Below are 15,884 nucleotides of genomic sequence, written 5' to 3' on the forward strand. Positions count from 1 at the left end.
CTGCTGGTTTTCAAGACCAGTCCCTTCAGCCAGACTTGGGTAAATCTCCGCAATAGTAATGGTGGACCCTGTAGGACTCGAACCTACGACCGATCGGTTATGAGCCGATAGCTCTAACCAACTGAGCTAAGGGTCCGCAGTATATGCCCTATAGGCACCTTAAATAAAAATGGTAGCGGGAGGGGGATTCGAACCCTCGACCCTCCGGGTATGAACCGAATGCTCTAGCCAGCTGAGCTATCCCGCCATAATATTTTTTTATTAAATTAATTGGTGGAGCCAAGCGGGATCGAACCGCTGACCCCCTGCGTGCAAGGCAGGTGCTCTCCCAGCTGAGCTATGGCCCCAATTTTTATAAATGGTCGGGAAGACAGGATTTGAACCTGCGACCCCCTGGTCCCAAACCAGGTGCACTACCAAGCTGTGCTACTTCCCGAAAAAATGGCGCGCTAGGCAGGAATCGAACCCACAACCTCTTGATCCGTAGTCAAGCACTCTATCCAGTTGAGCTACTAGCGCATATCAATGGTGCCCAGGGCCGGAGTCGAACCGGCACGGATTTTAAGGTCCGCAGGATTTTAAGTCCTGTGCGTCTACCAATTTCGCCACCTGGGCATTCATTAATGGAGGTTCCTACCGGACTCGAACCGATGATGACAGAGTTGCAGTCTGTTGCCTTACCAACTTGGCCAAGGAACCACTTCTTTATTTTGTTTCGCGTCTCTTATCACGCTGCCCCATTATTATATGCTATAAAAAATTTTTTTGCAATAGTTTTTTATAATTTTTTACAATCTAATTTTTATGGATTTAAAATTTCATACGTATATTCATCATTTTTTTAATTTTATTTTTTTAAAAAAATTCTATGAGAAAACTCTCATAGAATTTTTATTATTCACTTTTAGCATTAGAGGCTGCGATTTTTACTTTAGCCCAATAATTAGCCATTACCTTTCTTGTTTCAGCATTATAGTTAAAGACTTCATCATATTTATTTGTTCTAATTGGATTATAAGCATTAATTCCTTTAAAGTCATTTTGCGCTAAATCGTTCATAACTTCCGTGTTTGGGGAAGTATACCCTACATAAGATGAATTACCATAAGCTGCTTCATAACTTGATACATAGTTAATAAATTCATGTGCTAAATCTACATTTTTAGAACTTTGTGGAATAACCATGCCATCACACCAAATATTTGTTCCTTTTTTTGGCATGTAATAACCAATATTTTCATTTTCAGACATAATATAGGTTGCATCCCCGGAATAAATAAGTCCTAAAGCTTTTCTTGCTTGTGCCATGTTATCAATAATTTCATCCGTTACAATTTCTGGTGACATCGTATTAACACACTCTAAAAGCCAATTATAAGCTTCTGCAAGCTCTTTTTCATTATCAGTATTCATAGAATAGCCAAGTGCTTTTAAAGCCATCATAAACGAATCACGTTCCGAATCGTATAAATAAATGTCTCCTTTATATTTTTGATTCAAGAAAATATTAAAACCTTGTTCTTTTAAATCTTTTTCACTTACTTTTGTTTTATCATAAACGATTCCTACACTTCCCCAAAAATAAGGAACAGAATATTCATTATTCGGATCATAAGATAAATTTTTAACAGAATCATTAATATCTTCTAAGCAAGTGATTTTATCTTGATCTAATGGTTGAATAAGCTTTTCTTGTTTTAATCTTTCAATCATATAATCACTTGGAATTAAAACATCATAAGCTTCACCATTAGCTACTTTAATATACATTTGTTCATTCGAATCGAATAAATCCATAACTACTTTGCATCCCGTTTGTTTTTCAAAATTAGAAAGCAAATTTTCACCCGTATACTCCCCGGCATTATAGACATGTAAAGTTTGTCCTGCATATTTTTTAGTCGAAGAAGTTGTTTTTTGAACAAAAACTAGTCCCATACATACACATGCTGCAACAATTCCAGCAATAATTCTTGGTGCTTTATTTTTTTCTTTAAGTTCTGTCGTTTGAACTTTTCTTTTTTCTCTAATCACCGGAACAACATTGACAAGAATTAAAACAATCGTAATAAAAATAACAATTAAAGTTGAAATAGCATTAATACTAGGATTTACACGTTTTGACATTGTATAAACCATAATACTCAAGTTTTTAATTCCTTTTCCTGTAACAAAATAAGAAATAATAAAATCATCAAAAGACATTGTAAAAGCAATCAAAGCCCCTGAAACAATACCAGGCATGATTTGTGGTACGATAACTTTAATTAAAGCCATCCAAGGTGTACACCCTAAATCCATTGCAGCATCCGCTAAATTTGGATCTAAAGAGCGAATTTTAGGCATAACAGATAATATAACATAAGGAATACAAAATGCGATATGTGCCAATAATAATGTTACAAAACCTTTTTCAATATTAAAGGTAATAAAGAATAACATTAATCCAATCGCTGTAACGATTTCTGGATTCATCAAAGGAAAATCGTTGATTTGCATAATTAAATCATGCACGATTTTTTTTGATTTAGAAAGTCCAATTGCACTAATTGTCCCAACAATCGTAGAAACAACTGTCGCAATAATCGCTACTATAATTGTGACATATAAAGATTCCATCATTGAAGCATCCGCTAACATTTTTGAATACCATTGCATCGAAAAACCTGTAAAATGCGTTAATGACTTGCTTGAATTGAATGAAAAAACAATCATAAAGCCAATTGGTAAGTAGAAAAATAAGAGCATTAAAACCATTAAAATTTTTAATAAAGAATGTTTTTGTTTTTTCATACTTTTTTCTCCTTTCTATTACCAGAATTACGTTTTTCAACATATCTTACTAAATACATGATAGCCATCATTACAAAAGCCATAATAACAGAAATAGCAGATCCAAAATTCCATTCTCCTACAGTAATAAACTGATTTTCAATAACATTACCAATTAAGAAATATTGACCTCCACCCAATAATTTAGGAATGAAGAATGAACTTACTGCCGGTAAAAAGACAAGTGCTATTCCACTAATAACTCCTGGTATTGAAAGTGGAAAAGTAACTTTCCAAAAAGTTTGATAGCGATTTGCGCCTAAATCAGAACTTGCTTCTAATAACGATTTATCCATCTTAGATAAAGATGTATTGATTTGTAAAATCATAAAAGGAATAAAGTTATAAACCATTCCAAGTAAAACAGCACCTTCTGTATAAAGAAGTTGTGTTGATTTAAATCCTAATAAATTCAATAATGATTGTAAAATACCTCCATCAGATAAAATACCAATCCAAGCATATGTTCTTACAAGCATATTGATCCACATAGGAAGTGTAATTAATAAAATTAAAATATTTCTTGTTCGATCTTTACAACGTGAAATAAAATAAGCTACTGGATAACCAAGTAAAATGCAAATAATTGTTGTTTTTAAAGCAATTGAAAGTGATCTCCATAAAATAAGTAAGAAATCAGGGTCGGTAAAAAATTTCACAAAATTTTGTAAAGTAAAACTAAAGTTAACAACAGTGTTACCTCTATCAGTTATTGCATAAAAAGCAATAAGTAATACTGGTAAAAGTAGAATAATAATACTCCAAATAATATATGGAAGTGCTAACTGAGAAAATTTTTTCATCTAAAATCCCATCTTTTCCATTACATGAATATCTTCTACTTCAAAAGTCAATCCGACCTCTTGACCTTCTTCTACATAATCTGTTGTATGTACTTTTAATTCTCTACCTTCTGTAGAGAAAGTAACTTGATAGATTCCTTCTTGAATATTTTCAGGATCAAAATCATAATCTACATAAATATCCACTGCTTCATCTTCATTAGATAATTTCCAACCAATAGCATTGGCCCATGTCTTTAAATCTGTATCTAAAGCAACAGATTCCTTAATGTCATCAACTGTTTTAAAGAAGTTAAAAGCACTCACTGCTTCGTTTGCTTTTTCATTTCTTACATATTTTTGGTCAACAACAATGATTTTTCTTGTTGTAGATAAACCTGATGATGTTTGGAAAGTAACTGTATATTCACCTAATTCTTCTTTTAAATCATGTTCAATTTTACTAATAGAAATATAAGAATCATCACTTTCTTTCCATGCTTGAGCATCTGCTCTAGCAATAATATCGTTATCATCTAAAGAAGCTACTTCTTCAATATCTACATAAAAATCATTTGCTGAAATTCTTTCATCACTATATTCACTTTCAACATCATGGTTTTTAATAACGTTCATGTTCACTTTAACAGTCGTTCCTGGAACAGTTTCTACCATTGCTTCATTCCAAACTCCCTTAAATAAAACACTTAAAACTTCTCCTGTGATTTTTCCTTGTTCTAAAGGCACTATATCAATATCTTCTGGCCTTAAAACAACATCAACTTTTTCATTTGGTTTAAAACCAAAATCAACACAATCAAAGATTTGATCATCAAATTTAACTTTATAATCTTCAATCATTACCCCTGAAATAACATTACTTTCACCAATGAAATTTGCAACATATTTATTAACAGGTTCATTGTATATTTCTTGAGGAGTCCCTACTTGTTGAATTTCTCCGCTTTTCATAATAACGATTTTATCAGACATTGTTAACGCTTCTTCTTGATCGTGTGTTACATAAATAAAAGTAATTCCTACTTCTTGTTGAATTCTTTTTAATTCATATTGCATTTCTTTTCTAAGTTTTAAATCTAAAGCACCTAATGGTTCATCTAATAATAAAACTTTTGGTTCATTTACTAAAGCTCTAGCAATGGCAATACGTTGTTGTTGCCCACCTGACAATGTTGTTACATTTTTATTTTCAAAACCTTCTAAACCAATAAGTTTTAACATTCTCATGACTTTTTGATCAATAACATCTTTCGACATCTTTTTTATTTTTAAGCCAAAAGCAATGTTATCGTAAACATTCATATGTGGAAATAATGCATACTTTTGAAAGACTGTATTTAATTCTCTTTTATAGGGTGGTAATTCCTTTATATCTTCATCATCAAAGATAACAACCCCTTCATCTGCTTCTAAAAAGCCACCTAAAATACGAAGTAACGTTGTTTTTCCACAACCACTTGGTCCAAGCAGTGTAACAAATTCATTTTCATAAATATCTAAGTTAATCCCTTTTAAAACAATTGTTCCATCAAATTCTTTAACAATGTTTCTAAATTTAATGAGTACCTTTTCTTCCATCATTTTTCTCCCCTTTTAAAATATTGGTGGTGTTGATACCCAAATCACTTTCGCTAGAGTATCATGTTTATTGACTATGTAATGTGGTAAATTTCCTTTTAAATAAAATGTTTCTCCCTTTTTTACCTCATATTCTTCATCACCATTCATTAATGTAATTTTTCCATGAATAACATATCCAAATTCTTCACCATCATGTGGATCAATTTCCATTGAATTCTTTCCTTTTTTAAGTTCAATTAAAATAGGTTCCATTTCATTTTTTTGAGCATTTGGAATAATATAAGAAATTTTATAATCATCTTGTATATTTTCAAAAAAATCATCTTTACTAAAAACAATTTGTTCATCTTCATCTTCTGAAAAAAAATCTTTTAAATTTGTCCCTAATGCTTCTAAAATATTTTCTAATGTGGCAACACTTGGTGACGTTAAATCCCTTTCTAACTGTGATAAAAAACCCTTTGTCAATTCACTACGATTAGCAAGTTCTTCTAACGTCAATTGATTTGATAAACGTATTCTTTTAATTTTTGCACCAATATCCATAAAACCTCCTGTTTATTTAAAAAAACTTTTTGTTTTATTTATTAAACAAGACTATTATACTAATAATTATGTTAAGTTCAATATCTTTTTAAACAAAAAGTTTAATATTTTAAACACGATACAAAAAAAGAAATAGCCTAACGCTATTTCTCAAGGTTTCTTCTTCTTTTAGAAGATTCAATAAACATTGCTTTCAAAGTATCTGCATCTTCTTCTTTAATAGCTTTTTTCAAAATATCCAATTGATCTTCAAAACCTTGGATACTTTTCAAAAGATTATTTTTATTAGTAAAGAATAATTCAGTCCATAAATCCTCATTAATATTAGCAATACGTGTTAAATCACGATAAGAATCTCCAATATATTTACCTGTATCATATTTTTGATTATCACTATCAATCAATGAAACAGCAATGACATGTGGCAATTGAGAGGTAAATGAAATAATCTCATCATGAGCCTGTGGTGACATGATTTTTACGGAATGAAATCCTAAATTAGAAACAAATTGTTCCATCATAGCAATGGCACTTTTACTATTTTCTTCATGTTGAATTAAAATATAATTAGCGCCTTGAAAAACTTCTTTACTTGCATAAAGATAGCCTTTATTTTCTCTTCCTGCCATAGGATGCCCTGAAACAAATTCAACATCTTTATCTTTCAAAAGATCCATTGCTTCATTTAAAAAATGAGTTTTAACACCTACAGCATCCGTAATGATACTTCCCTTTTTAAATTCATGGTTTTTTATATAATCTAAAACTAATGATGGATATAAACAGATAATCGTCATATCCGATTTTTTGATGATTTCTCGACCATCTACAAACCCTTCTTTTATACATCCATCTGCTTTCGCTCTTGCAAGTGTTTCTTCATCTACATCAACACCATAAACTTCGTGTCCTTGACCTTTTAAAGCTTTTACAAAGCTTCCCCCAACAACACCAAGACCAACAACTGTTATAATCATATTTAATCCCTATTTTTATCTATACGCGGACAATATTTTTTTAAACATTCTAAAACATGTTGACTATTTTTTTGATTTGTCTTGTATAGATATTCATTTCCTTTCGCTCTAATTATTAAATGATACTTATTTTTATTTTCTATAATTTGAACTTTTTTGATACTTCTATATAATACTTTCTTCCCATTTATATTTAATTCATCTTTTTCAAAAATCAATACCGATTCATACGTTAAATAAGCAACAAGTGGTACAAGCCATGTCACCATAATTAATGGTGATGTCATTGAAACAACTTGAACAACATGAAGATATATCAATAAACAAGAAGTCATTAAAACAATATATGATAATATATACAAATAAATTTCATATCCTGTATAAATAACTTCTTTTGCTTTAAAAAGCGTTCTTCTTTTTCTAAAAGTAAGGATAATCAATGCATAACTTACAAGTAAGATCATAAAAGTAAACATTCCCATAAAAGCATCACTGTTTCCTAATGATACAATTCCTGTAAATAATGAAACAACCCCTAAAGCAGTTAAACAAACTAATTCAGCCATGATGTAATTGCCATCGAAAGTGCAGAAGATGCACCTAATAGAATAAACATAAATAAGAATCTAGAAATAAATGGAACTACTTTTATTTTTTCTTTATTAATTAAAAATCCTGTAAAAACGATCACTAAACTTGTAATAATCCCATGCCCTAAAACAAACGCTAAAGTTGCATTTAAATATTGCATCATAAATGGAATAATCAATAATGTTACAAGTAAAAAATCAACAAGAAAAACACATACTGTTTTAATATTTAATTGGACCCATTTAAAAGTAAAATTCTTTTTGAAAACATCTTTATTTGTTTCAACAATTTTCTCTTTTTGTGTAAATTCAAAACTTTTCTTTGTTCTTTCTACTTTTCTATCAAATCTTGCCATTTTTATTTTCTCTTTTCTTCTAACATTTTAATTTTAAAATCTAATAAATTTTTAGTAAGATCCACATAATAATTATGCGGGAACTCTAATCTAAATATTTCATCCCATAAGCGTGCTTTTTCTTGCATTGAATAATCTCTAATTTCTTTTACAGACAGTTCTTGATAAACAAATTTTCCATCTTCAAATATAGGAACTTGTAATTCTTCTACTGTATACGTATTAGCTTCAATTGTTTTAAATTTCCAAATATCAGATTGATGATAAATCGTTAAATCTTTTGTACAATCAATTTCTTCATCATAAAAAGCAATTAAATCCGCTATTGCTTTTCCAGTTTCATTTTCAAATAAACGATATACACGTTTATAACCTGGATTGGTAATCTTTTCAGTATTTTCTGAAATTTTAATTTTAGGAATAATTTGTCCATTTTTTTCAATAGCTACTAATTTATAAACTCCTCCAAATACTGGAGATGATTTTGATACAATTAAATTTTCTCCAACTCCAAATGAATCAAGTTGCGCTCCTTGATTTAATAAAGAGCGAATCAAATATTCATCTAAGGAGTTTGAAGCCGAAATACTTACATATGTAAGACCCGCAACATCAAGCATTGCTCTTGCACGTTTTGATAAATATGAAATATCTCCACTATCCAAACGAATTCCTTTTAATTTTTTACCCATTGGTTCTAAAACTTCTTTAGCTATTTCAATGGCATGAGGTACTCCACTTTTTAAAGTATCATACGTATCAACCAATAAAACACAATCATCTGGATATGTAAGTGCATAAGCTTTAAAAGCTTCATATTCACTATCAAATGATTGCACAAAAGAATGTGCCATTGTTCCTACTACAGGAATATCAAACATCTCACCTGCTGAAACTGTAGCTGTTCCTGCTACCCCTCCAATATAAGCTGCACGAGCTCCATAAGTTGCACTATCATATCCTTGAGCACGTCTTGCTCCAAATTCCATAACGGGTCTTCCTTTGGCTTCTTGAACAACACGATGTGCTTTAGTAGCAATTAAAGATTGATGATTAACTGTTACTAATAACATCGTTTCGATAATTTGTGCTTCGATAAATTTAGCTTTTACAGTAATCAATGGTTCATTAGGAAAGACTGGTGTACCTTCTTTCATTGCATAAATAGAACCTGTAAATTTAAAATCTAATAAATAATCTAAAAAGTCTTCATCAAATTTTTGAAGTGAACGGAGATATTCAATATCTCCTTCACTAAAATGTAAATTCTTTATACATTCGATTAATTGTTGTAATCCTGCAAAAACTGCGAACCCTCCATTATCTGGGTTTTTTCTATAAAACATATCAAAATAAACAAGTTGATCTTTATTTCCTTGTTTAAAATAATTATATGCCATTGTCAACTCATATAAATCCATTACAAGAGTTAGATTTCTTTCACTTCCTGCATGTTTATTCATAAAATTCTCCTTCATTGTTATTTTTACGAATATAATAAGCTTTTTTTTAAGAAAAATCTAGTCCATTAAAAATATAATTCATAAGAATCTCTTGATTGTACCATTGGCATTGGTCCTTGAGGAATAAAAGGAATATATAATTGTTGATCTGGGTAAATCATCATTTGTTGATCAAGTTTATTCATACAAGCGATCCATTCTATTTTAGTATTAAAATTTCTTGCTATCCGATAAACATTATCTCCCGGTCTTACTGTATAGAGATAGATATCACCTACTCTACGGGGATGAATGACTCTTTCATATTCTTCATCAAACATATTTTGCCTCCTTCATTTTAAAATATGTTTTAAAATAAAAAATGTCTAGGCAAAAAAATAGATAGCATTTGCTATCTATCTGGCTAATTTTTTCAACGCATCCTTTGCAGCCTTTTGTTCTGCTCTTTTTTTACTAGAACCTTTTCCAGTCCCTAGGGTCATATCATCCATCATGACTGCCACTTCAAATTCAGGTGCATTCGCTGGACCTGTTGTTGAAAGTAATGAATATGTGACTGTCTTTCTTTGATCCGCTTGAATCAATTCTTGTAATTTTGTTTTAAAATCTGTGATATCATCATAGTTGACATCTTCAACATGTTTATAGATTGTCATATCTAATATTTTTAAAACATATTCGATACCACAATCTTCGCTTATTGCCCCAATAAAGGCTTCAAAAATATCAGCTAAAACACTATTACGATCTCTACCACCATTATGTTCTTCACCTGCACCTAAGAAAATTTGTGCACCTAATCCTAATTCACGAGAAAAACGAGCAAGTGATTCTTCTCTTACTAGTTTAGAACGTAAAAGTGTCAATTCCCCTTCTGGCTTTTCAGGATATTTTTCATAAATAAACTTTGATACATAATATTGTAAAACTGAATCACCTAAAAATTCTAATCGTTCGTAATTTTTTCCTTTGTTTTCATTTGTATAAGAAGGATGTGTAAAAGCTTCTTTAAATAAATGAATATCTTTATAAGGAATGCCCATTACTTCTAAAAACTTACCTAATTCCACTTTCATCTAGACCTACTTTCATTTTTTCTACTACATTTACTTCAACCATTTCAAAAGCTAAATTCATTGCACTTTCAAAAGCTTTCGCGTCACTTGCACCATGTGCTTTAACAACTGGTTTTACAAATCCCATCATCAAGGCACCACCTACACCTGCAGGATCAAATTTTGTTTTTAATCCTTTTAAAACTGGTTTAGAAATAACTGCCCCTAATTTATTACGTGTTGATGCCATAAAACCATCTTTTAATGCAGACATCATAGATAATGCAACACCTTCAATTGTTTTTAATGTAACATTTCCTGTAAATCCATCCGTTACAATGACATCCACATCACCTCTTAAGATTTCTTTTCCTTCAATGTTTCCAACAAAATCAATTTGTTCAAGTGTACTCAAAGATTGATATGTTTCTTTATGGATCTCATCACCTTTATGTTCTTCACTTCCAATATTTAACAGGGCAACTTTAGGTTTTTGAATATGTCTAACATTTTTAGCATAAACATTTCCCATAATTGCAAACTGAACGAGTTGATCTACTGTATTTTCAGCATTTGCCCCTACATCTAACATGCAAACACCTTTATCATTTAAAGTGGGAATTGTTGCCATTAAACATGATTTTTCAATTCCTTTAATACGTTTTAAAAACAACATTGCACATGCATAATAGGCTCCTGTATTTCCACAAGATAATACAGCATCAACTTCGTTATTTCTTGCTAACATCATAGCTTTTACTAAGCTCGATTCTTTTTTTCTACGGATTGCTAAAATATTTTCTGTCATTTCAAAGATTTCTCTAGCATCTATTAAAGTTACTTGAGGATGATCTTTCAATGCTTCTAATTCTTCAATTTTTCCTACAACATAAAGCTCATCTGTTTTATTTTTATTTAAAAATGATTGGCAGGCTTCTACAACAATAGAGCTACCTAAATCACCACTCATGGCGTCTATCGCTAATTTCATGTTCTCACCTCTTTTAGCATTATAACACATTAATCAATATATTCATTATTCTTTATTAAATTGTTTTTTATTTCTGATAACAATTTTATAATTTTTTCATCATCTTGATGTTGATTCATCGCTTCAAAAGCATCTTTTCTTGTAATTTCTAAAATATGATAATCTTTAAAAATATCTCCTATCATAAAAGTTGGTAAACCGCTTTGCTTTTGACCCAACAAATCTCCAGGTCCTCTTATTTTTAAATCATATTCAGAGACTTCAAATCCATCATGATGATTTTCTAAAAATTCTAATCTTTCCTTTTGTTCAGAATGTGTTGCCTCTGATAAAAGATAACAATATCCTTGTTCCTTTGATCTTCCTACTCTTCCTCTCAATTGATGAAGTTGAGATAAACCAAATCTTTCTGCATTATAAATAACCATCATATTTGCATTACTTACATCAACTCCCACTTCGATTACTGTTGTTGAAACAAGAATCTGTATTTTATTTTCTTTAAATGCATTCATGATTTTATTTTTTTCTTCATCACTCATTTGTCCATGAACTAATCCAACTTCGTATTGTCCTTTGAAATATTGTGCCATTGCTTTTGAAATATCACTTGCATTTCTTCCAGTGATTGCTTCACTTTCATTTACAAGAGGACAGACAACATAGCATTGTCCTCCCTTTAAAAGATAATCTTTCAAATCTTTTAATATAGGCTTCATTGATGTTCCTTTAATAAACTTTGTAATAACTTTTTTTCTCCCGTTAGGAAGTGTTTTAATCGTTGAAACATCCATATCTCCATATAAAGAAATAGCAAGCGTTCTAGGAATCGGTGTTGCTGTCATTACTAAAAAGTCAACTTTATTTCCTTTGTCTTTTAACGCTTTTCTTTGTTCAACGCCAAAGCGATGCTGTTCATCAGTAATAACCAGACCTAATTGATTATATTGTACTTTTTCTTGAAATAAAGCATGTGTTCCAATAATAATATCAATTTGTCCATTTTCTAATTGCTGATAGATTTCATTTTTTTCTTTTTGTGAAAGATGACCTGTAAGTAACGCGATATTTATTTTATATTTTTTAAACATTTTTTTTAAAGACTGATAATGCTGAAGCGCTAGTATTTCTGTTGGTGCCATCATAGCTCCTTGATAACCTGCTAAATAATTAGCATATAAACTAATTGCTGCAACAACTGTCTTTCCACTACCAACATCACCTTGAACAAAGCGATACATTAATTTTTGACTTGTTAAATCTATTAATATATCATCAACGACTTTTTGTTGGTCATCTGTTAATTGAAAAGGGAGCTTTTCAATAAAATGAGTCACTTTTTCTTTGTCTATTAATTTTGAGATACCTATATTTTGTGTGCGATTTTGTTTTATATATTGCATTGTCATTTGAAATTTAAAAAATTCTTCATATTTTAAGTATCTAAGTGCACTAATAACATCACTGCGTGTTTGCGGTTGATGTATTTTAAACAAAGCATCTTCTTTATCTATCAAATGATATTTTTGACATAAATATAAAGGAATAGTATTAGCAATGTGTCCTTTATAAAAATTAAGTGCTTTATTGACATAACCCTGAAAACTTTTTTGAGTGAGTCCTTCTTTTAAAGAATATACTGGTGTTATTCCAGAAATTTCTTTTAAGCTCTTTAGTTTTAAGTCACTAGCTGTAATTGCTTTTTTAGAAGCACTGTATTTACCAGTAATAGTAAGCATCATTCCTACTTGCATATTTTTTTTCAAAAAATGACGATTAAAAATCGTAATTGTTAATGGCTCTTCATGGTAATTAACATGAAAAGTCAATCTTGAAAATCTTCCTTTATAAAAGATTTTAGGTTCATCAATAAGCTGTGCTTCAATAATGACCTTCGATTCATCATGTAATGGTGTTTCTAACATTTCTTCAAAGCGATAAGGATAATGTTGTACTAAATCTTTTACAGTATAAATAGATAATTCATTTAACTGTTCTATTTTATTTTTATTTATTTTTAAAACTTTTAAATCGTACTCCATACACTCACCTACGCAAACATGATAATTAAAACAACTAAAACGGCAATACTGATAATAATTGAAAGTGAGCTCGAAATAGCTGGTGCATCACGATGATAACCAATATTTTTTGAAAAAACAGCTGAAACAGTTGTAATAGGCGCAGCCAATGCTAAAACAACAATTTTTTTAGCAAGCATTGGAATTGGAACAATAAAATAAACAATACTCATTAAGATAGCACCAAAAAGCACACGAATCAAAAGTGTTTTTAAAACTATTTTCATTTCCGAAGGATTTATTTTAACTTCTAATAAAAGTCCAATCATAAACATCGCTAAAAATCCATTTCCTGCTCCTATAAAAGAAGCCACTGATAAAATTGGTTGAGGTATTGAAATTTTAAAAAGTGCTAAAACAAAAATTAAAAGATATACATCAAATGGAATTGATGAAAATAATTTTTTGATTACTGTTTTAGGAGTCAATTTTTGATTACTGCTTGCTACACTTCCTGCTAATGCATAACTTCCTCCTAAACACATAATTGAATTCCCTACATCAAACATGCATAAATAAGCAACTCCCATGCCTGGGAAAAAGCTTTGTACAAACGGCATAACAAAGTTTCCTATATTATATCCAGAGCAATTGATCATATAATATCCTTTTAAAATGTTTTCCTCTTTTCTTGAAAGTATAAAAGAAATGAAAAGCATGATAATATTTGATGCTAATCCTATTAATAATAAAATGAGCATTGATTGATCAATTGTTACACCACTTGCATTTGTAAGTAAAGCACAAGGTAATGTTACATTCATAATAATTGTTGCAATTGTTAAACCATCTCTTTTTTCTAAAACATGCACTTGTTTTAAAATAAACGCTATTATAATTACAAAAACAAAACCTGCTGCCTTGATCATAATTTCAGCCATTTTGATTCCTCCTGAATTTTATTATAGCAAAAAAAAACATCGCTTAGGATGTTTATTTTTTAATTAAATCTAATGCTTGATTTAAAACAGCATCTCCGTTCATACTTGCAAAATCACCATCATTAATTAAAGCGCATGGAATAACCCCGTGAACCATTTCTTCAATTTTAGATAATTCTGAAGCAGATTGTGGCGCTAATAAAACACAATCAGCATCTGCCCATGATAAACCTACAGATTTAGATCCAACTGCCCAACACATTACTTTAATATCTTTTTGTTTAGCAGATTCTTTCACTGCATTTACTAATTTGTTTGTTGTAACCCCTGATACACAACATAATAAAATCTTATACATATTATACTACCTCACTTTTTAATAATAAATTACTGATATAATTATATTCTTTTTTAATTTTTTTTCTATAAAAATACAAATTTCTTTTTTCAAATTTTGAAAATCTATTTACGTAATACTGCGGTTTTTGGGCGATTTGTTACTAATTTGTTACTAAACAAGTACGTTTTAGTGATAAAATTCATTGAAAAAATAGAAATTCCTATCCTTATTAATATATACATATATACAAAAAAACAACCCTAGCTAAAAAGCTAGGGTATTTAAATGTAAAATATTCAATTGTTTCTTGACGTCGAATGATTTAACTAAAATAATTCAGTTATAATACAAATATTTTACATTTTGATTATACAATAAATTAAACTTTTCTTAAATAGTCTCCTGATACCCAACCGCTAGGAATACGAGCAAAACCATTTTTCCACTCTTTTACTGTGACACGAGTACCATACCTTAATGCTCCGTTTGATTTAGCATGTTCTTGTGCATTTTTAGTTAATTTGTTTTTAGGAACAATATTGTAATTAGTTCCTGCTCCTTCTCTTACATATAAACCTGATTTAGCTGTAACTTTATATGTTCCTAAAGGTTTAGAAGATTTCTTTCGATTGTAAACAGACTCTAATTTTGCTTTAGATTTTGACCCATATTTCCCATCTACAGTTAAACCATAATCTTCTTGGAATTTTCTCAATGCTTTATCGGAGCTACTTCCAAAATCTCCATCCGCACCGTATGATCCACAAGAATACCCTACAGCAATCAACATTGTTTGCATTGTTTTAGCATCATTACCTTTATCGCCTTTAGAAAGATATGATTTAGTTGCTGTAGAAGTATTGGAAGTAGTGGCTGTACTTCTTGCTCTACCGCTTACTACAATAACTGTATGACCTTTAGTTTTAGTTACAAGAATATCACCATTGTATAGCATTCCTTCACCAGTAACAGATTTTTTAGCTTCAAACAAGCCACTTGCTTCTAATACACTTGCTTCATTAGCTGTAGTGATATTCCCAACGTCTTTGCCGATAGCTTGAATGATGCAAGCTCTAACTAATGATGAACAATCACATTCAGTAGCTGTAGCAATTTTATCTAATAAATCATATTTTTTTAATTGAGTGATAACCCCATTTCTTTCATTTTGGTCATAACCAATCTTATTGTTATCACACGCTTGTTTCATAGCTAAAGCGAGCGCGTTTGCATGAGTTACACTTTTTGGTCTTAAAACATACCATCCTTTTTTATGCATATAATATGATTGGGTACAAACTTCTTTCCCCGTTTGGTCGCCAGCCTTTCCATTTTTTAGATTACCGTTTTCATCAATACGTGCACTACCAATAATTAATGTCATAATT

At 30.4% G+C, this 15,884-nt stretch carries 15 protein-coding genes and 7 tRNA genes; all 22 read right to left on the bottom strand.

Going from position 1 to position 15,884, the window contains the following annotated elements; genetic code table 11:
* Nucleotides 1-59 precede the first annotated feature (59 nt).
* A tRNA-Ile gene (locus LJD32_RS05695) sits at nt 60-136 on the bottom strand.
* Between the two features lie 34 nt (nt 137-170).
* Nucleotides 171-247: transfer RNA gene (locus LJD32_RS05700), tRNA-Met, on the bottom strand.
* A gap of 24 nt (nt 248-271) precedes the next feature.
* Nucleotides 272-347 (bottom strand) — tRNA-Ala (locus tag LJD32_RS05705).
* 12 nt (nt 348-359) lie between these two features.
* Nucleotides 360-436, bottom strand: a tRNA-Pro gene (locus LJD32_RS05710).
* 6 nt (nt 437-442) lie between these two features.
* Nucleotides 443-519: transfer RNA gene (locus LJD32_RS05715), tRNA-Arg, on the bottom strand.
* A 7-nt stretch (nt 520-526) separates the two neighbouring features.
* A tRNA-Leu gene (locus LJD32_RS05720) sits at nt 527-615 on the bottom strand.
* A 9-nt stretch (nt 616-624) separates the two neighbouring features.
* Nucleotides 625-699: transfer RNA gene (locus LJD32_RS05725), tRNA-Cys, on the bottom strand.
* Between the two features lie 195 nt (nt 700-894).
* Entirely contained in the window at nt 895-2,793 is a 1,899-nt protein-coding gene (locus tag LJD32_RS05730) for an extracellular solute-binding protein (RefSeq protein ID WP_227391963.1), read from the bottom strand.
* Nucleotides 2,790-3,635: an ABC transporter permease gene (locus tag LJD32_RS05735; protein WP_032090203.1), complete on the bottom strand. Its 846-nt coding sequence runs from the start codon at nt 3,633-3,635 to the stop codon at nt 2,790-2,792. Before LJD32_RS05735 ends, LJD32_RS05730 begins: the two co-directional genes overlap by 4 nt.
* On the bottom strand, nt 3,636-5,213 hold the full coding sequence (locus LJD32_RS05740) for an ABC transporter ATP-binding protein (RefSeq protein ID WP_032090204.1): 1,578 nt from the start codon (nt 5,211-5,213) through the stop codon (nt 3,636-3,638).
* A gap of 15 nt (nt 5,214-5,228) precedes the next feature.
* Entirely contained in the window at nt 5,229-5,762 is a 534-nt protein-coding gene (locus LJD32_RS05745; protein WP_032090205.1) for a helix-turn-helix domain-containing protein, read from the bottom strand.
* Between the two features lie 143 nt (nt 5,763-5,905).
* A complete protein-coding gene (locus tag LJD32_RS05750; RefSeq protein WP_032090206.1) occupies nt 5,906-6,739 on the bottom strand; it encodes a prephenate dehydrogenase in 834 nt (277 codons plus the stop codon).
* 2 nt (nt 6,740-6,741) lie between these two features.
* A complete protein-coding gene (locus LJD32_RS05755; protein ID WP_119363497.1) occupies nt 6,742-7,305 on the bottom strand; it encodes a hypothetical protein in 564 nt (187 codons plus the stop codon).
* Entirely contained in the window at nt 7,293-7,685 is a 393-nt protein-coding gene (locus tag LJD32_RS05760; RefSeq protein ID WP_227391962.1) for a hypothetical protein, read from the bottom strand. The genes LJD32_RS05755 and LJD32_RS05760 overlap by 13 nt, the downstream gene beginning before the upstream one ends.
* Nucleotides 7,686-7,687: 2 nt before the next feature.
* Nucleotides 7,688-9,148 carry a nicotinate phosphoribosyltransferase gene (locus LJD32_RS05765; RefSeq protein ID WP_032090208.1) on the bottom strand — a complete coding sequence of 487 codons (1,461 nt, stop codon included), beginning with the start codon at nt 9,146-9,148 and terminating at the stop codon, nt 7,688-7,690.
* Nucleotides 9,149-9,213: 65 nt separating this feature from the next.
* Nucleotides 9,214-9,468, bottom strand: coding sequence for a LysM peptidoglycan-binding domain-containing protein (locus LJD32_RS05770; protein WP_022002017.1), 255 nt, complete (start codon nt 9,466-9,468; stop codon nt 9,214-9,216).
* 75 nt (nt 9,469-9,543) lie between these two features.
* The gene (gene rnc / locus LJD32_RS05775) at nt 9,544-10,218 is read right to left on the bottom strand and encodes a ribonuclease III (protein WP_032090281.1); all 675 of its coding nucleotides are present in this window, start codon (nt 10,216-10,218) and stop codon (nt 9,544-9,546) included.
* Nucleotides 10,205-11,194, bottom strand: coding sequence for a phosphate acyltransferase PlsX (plsX, locus tag LJD32_RS05780; protein WP_032090209.1), 990 nt, complete (start codon nt 11,192-11,194; stop codon nt 10,205-10,207). The genes rnc and plsX overlap by 14 nt, the downstream gene beginning before the upstream one ends.
* A 29-nt stretch (nt 11,195-11,223) precedes the next feature.
* Nucleotides 11,224-13,236 carry an ATP-dependent DNA helicase RecG gene (gene recG, locus LJD32_RS05785; RefSeq protein ID WP_032090210.1) on the bottom strand — a complete coding sequence of 671 codons (2,013 nt, stop codon included), beginning with the start codon at nt 13,234-13,236 and terminating at the stop codon, nt 11,224-11,226.
* Between the two features lie 8 nt (nt 13,237-13,244).
* Nucleotides 13,245-14,156 (bottom strand): AEC family transporter, encoded by a 912-nt coding sequence (locus LJD32_RS05790; protein ID WP_227391961.1) that lies wholly within the window; start codon nt 14,154-14,156, stop codon nt 13,245-13,247.
* A 52-nt stretch (nt 14,157-14,208) separates the two neighbouring features.
* The gene (locus LJD32_RS05795; protein ID WP_022002012.1) at nt 14,209-14,514 is read right to left on the bottom strand and encodes a PTS sugar transporter subunit IIB; all 306 of its coding nucleotides are present in this window, start codon (nt 14,512-14,514) and stop codon (nt 14,209-14,211) included.
* Between the two features lie 361 nt (nt 14,515-14,875).
* Nucleotides 14,876-15,880 carry a peptidoglycan-binding protein gene (locus LJD32_RS05800; protein ID WP_227391960.1) on the bottom strand — a complete coding sequence of 335 codons (1,005 nt, stop codon included), beginning with the start codon at nt 15,878-15,880 and terminating at the stop codon, nt 14,876-14,878.
* Nucleotides 15,881-15,884 lie beyond the last annotated feature (4 nt).

The sequence above is a fragment of the Faecalibacillus sp. TM498 genome, assembly GCF_020589955.1.
GTDB lineage: Bacteria > Bacillota_I > Bacilli_A > Erysipelotrichales > Coprobacillaceae > Faecalibacillus > Faecalibacillus intestinalis.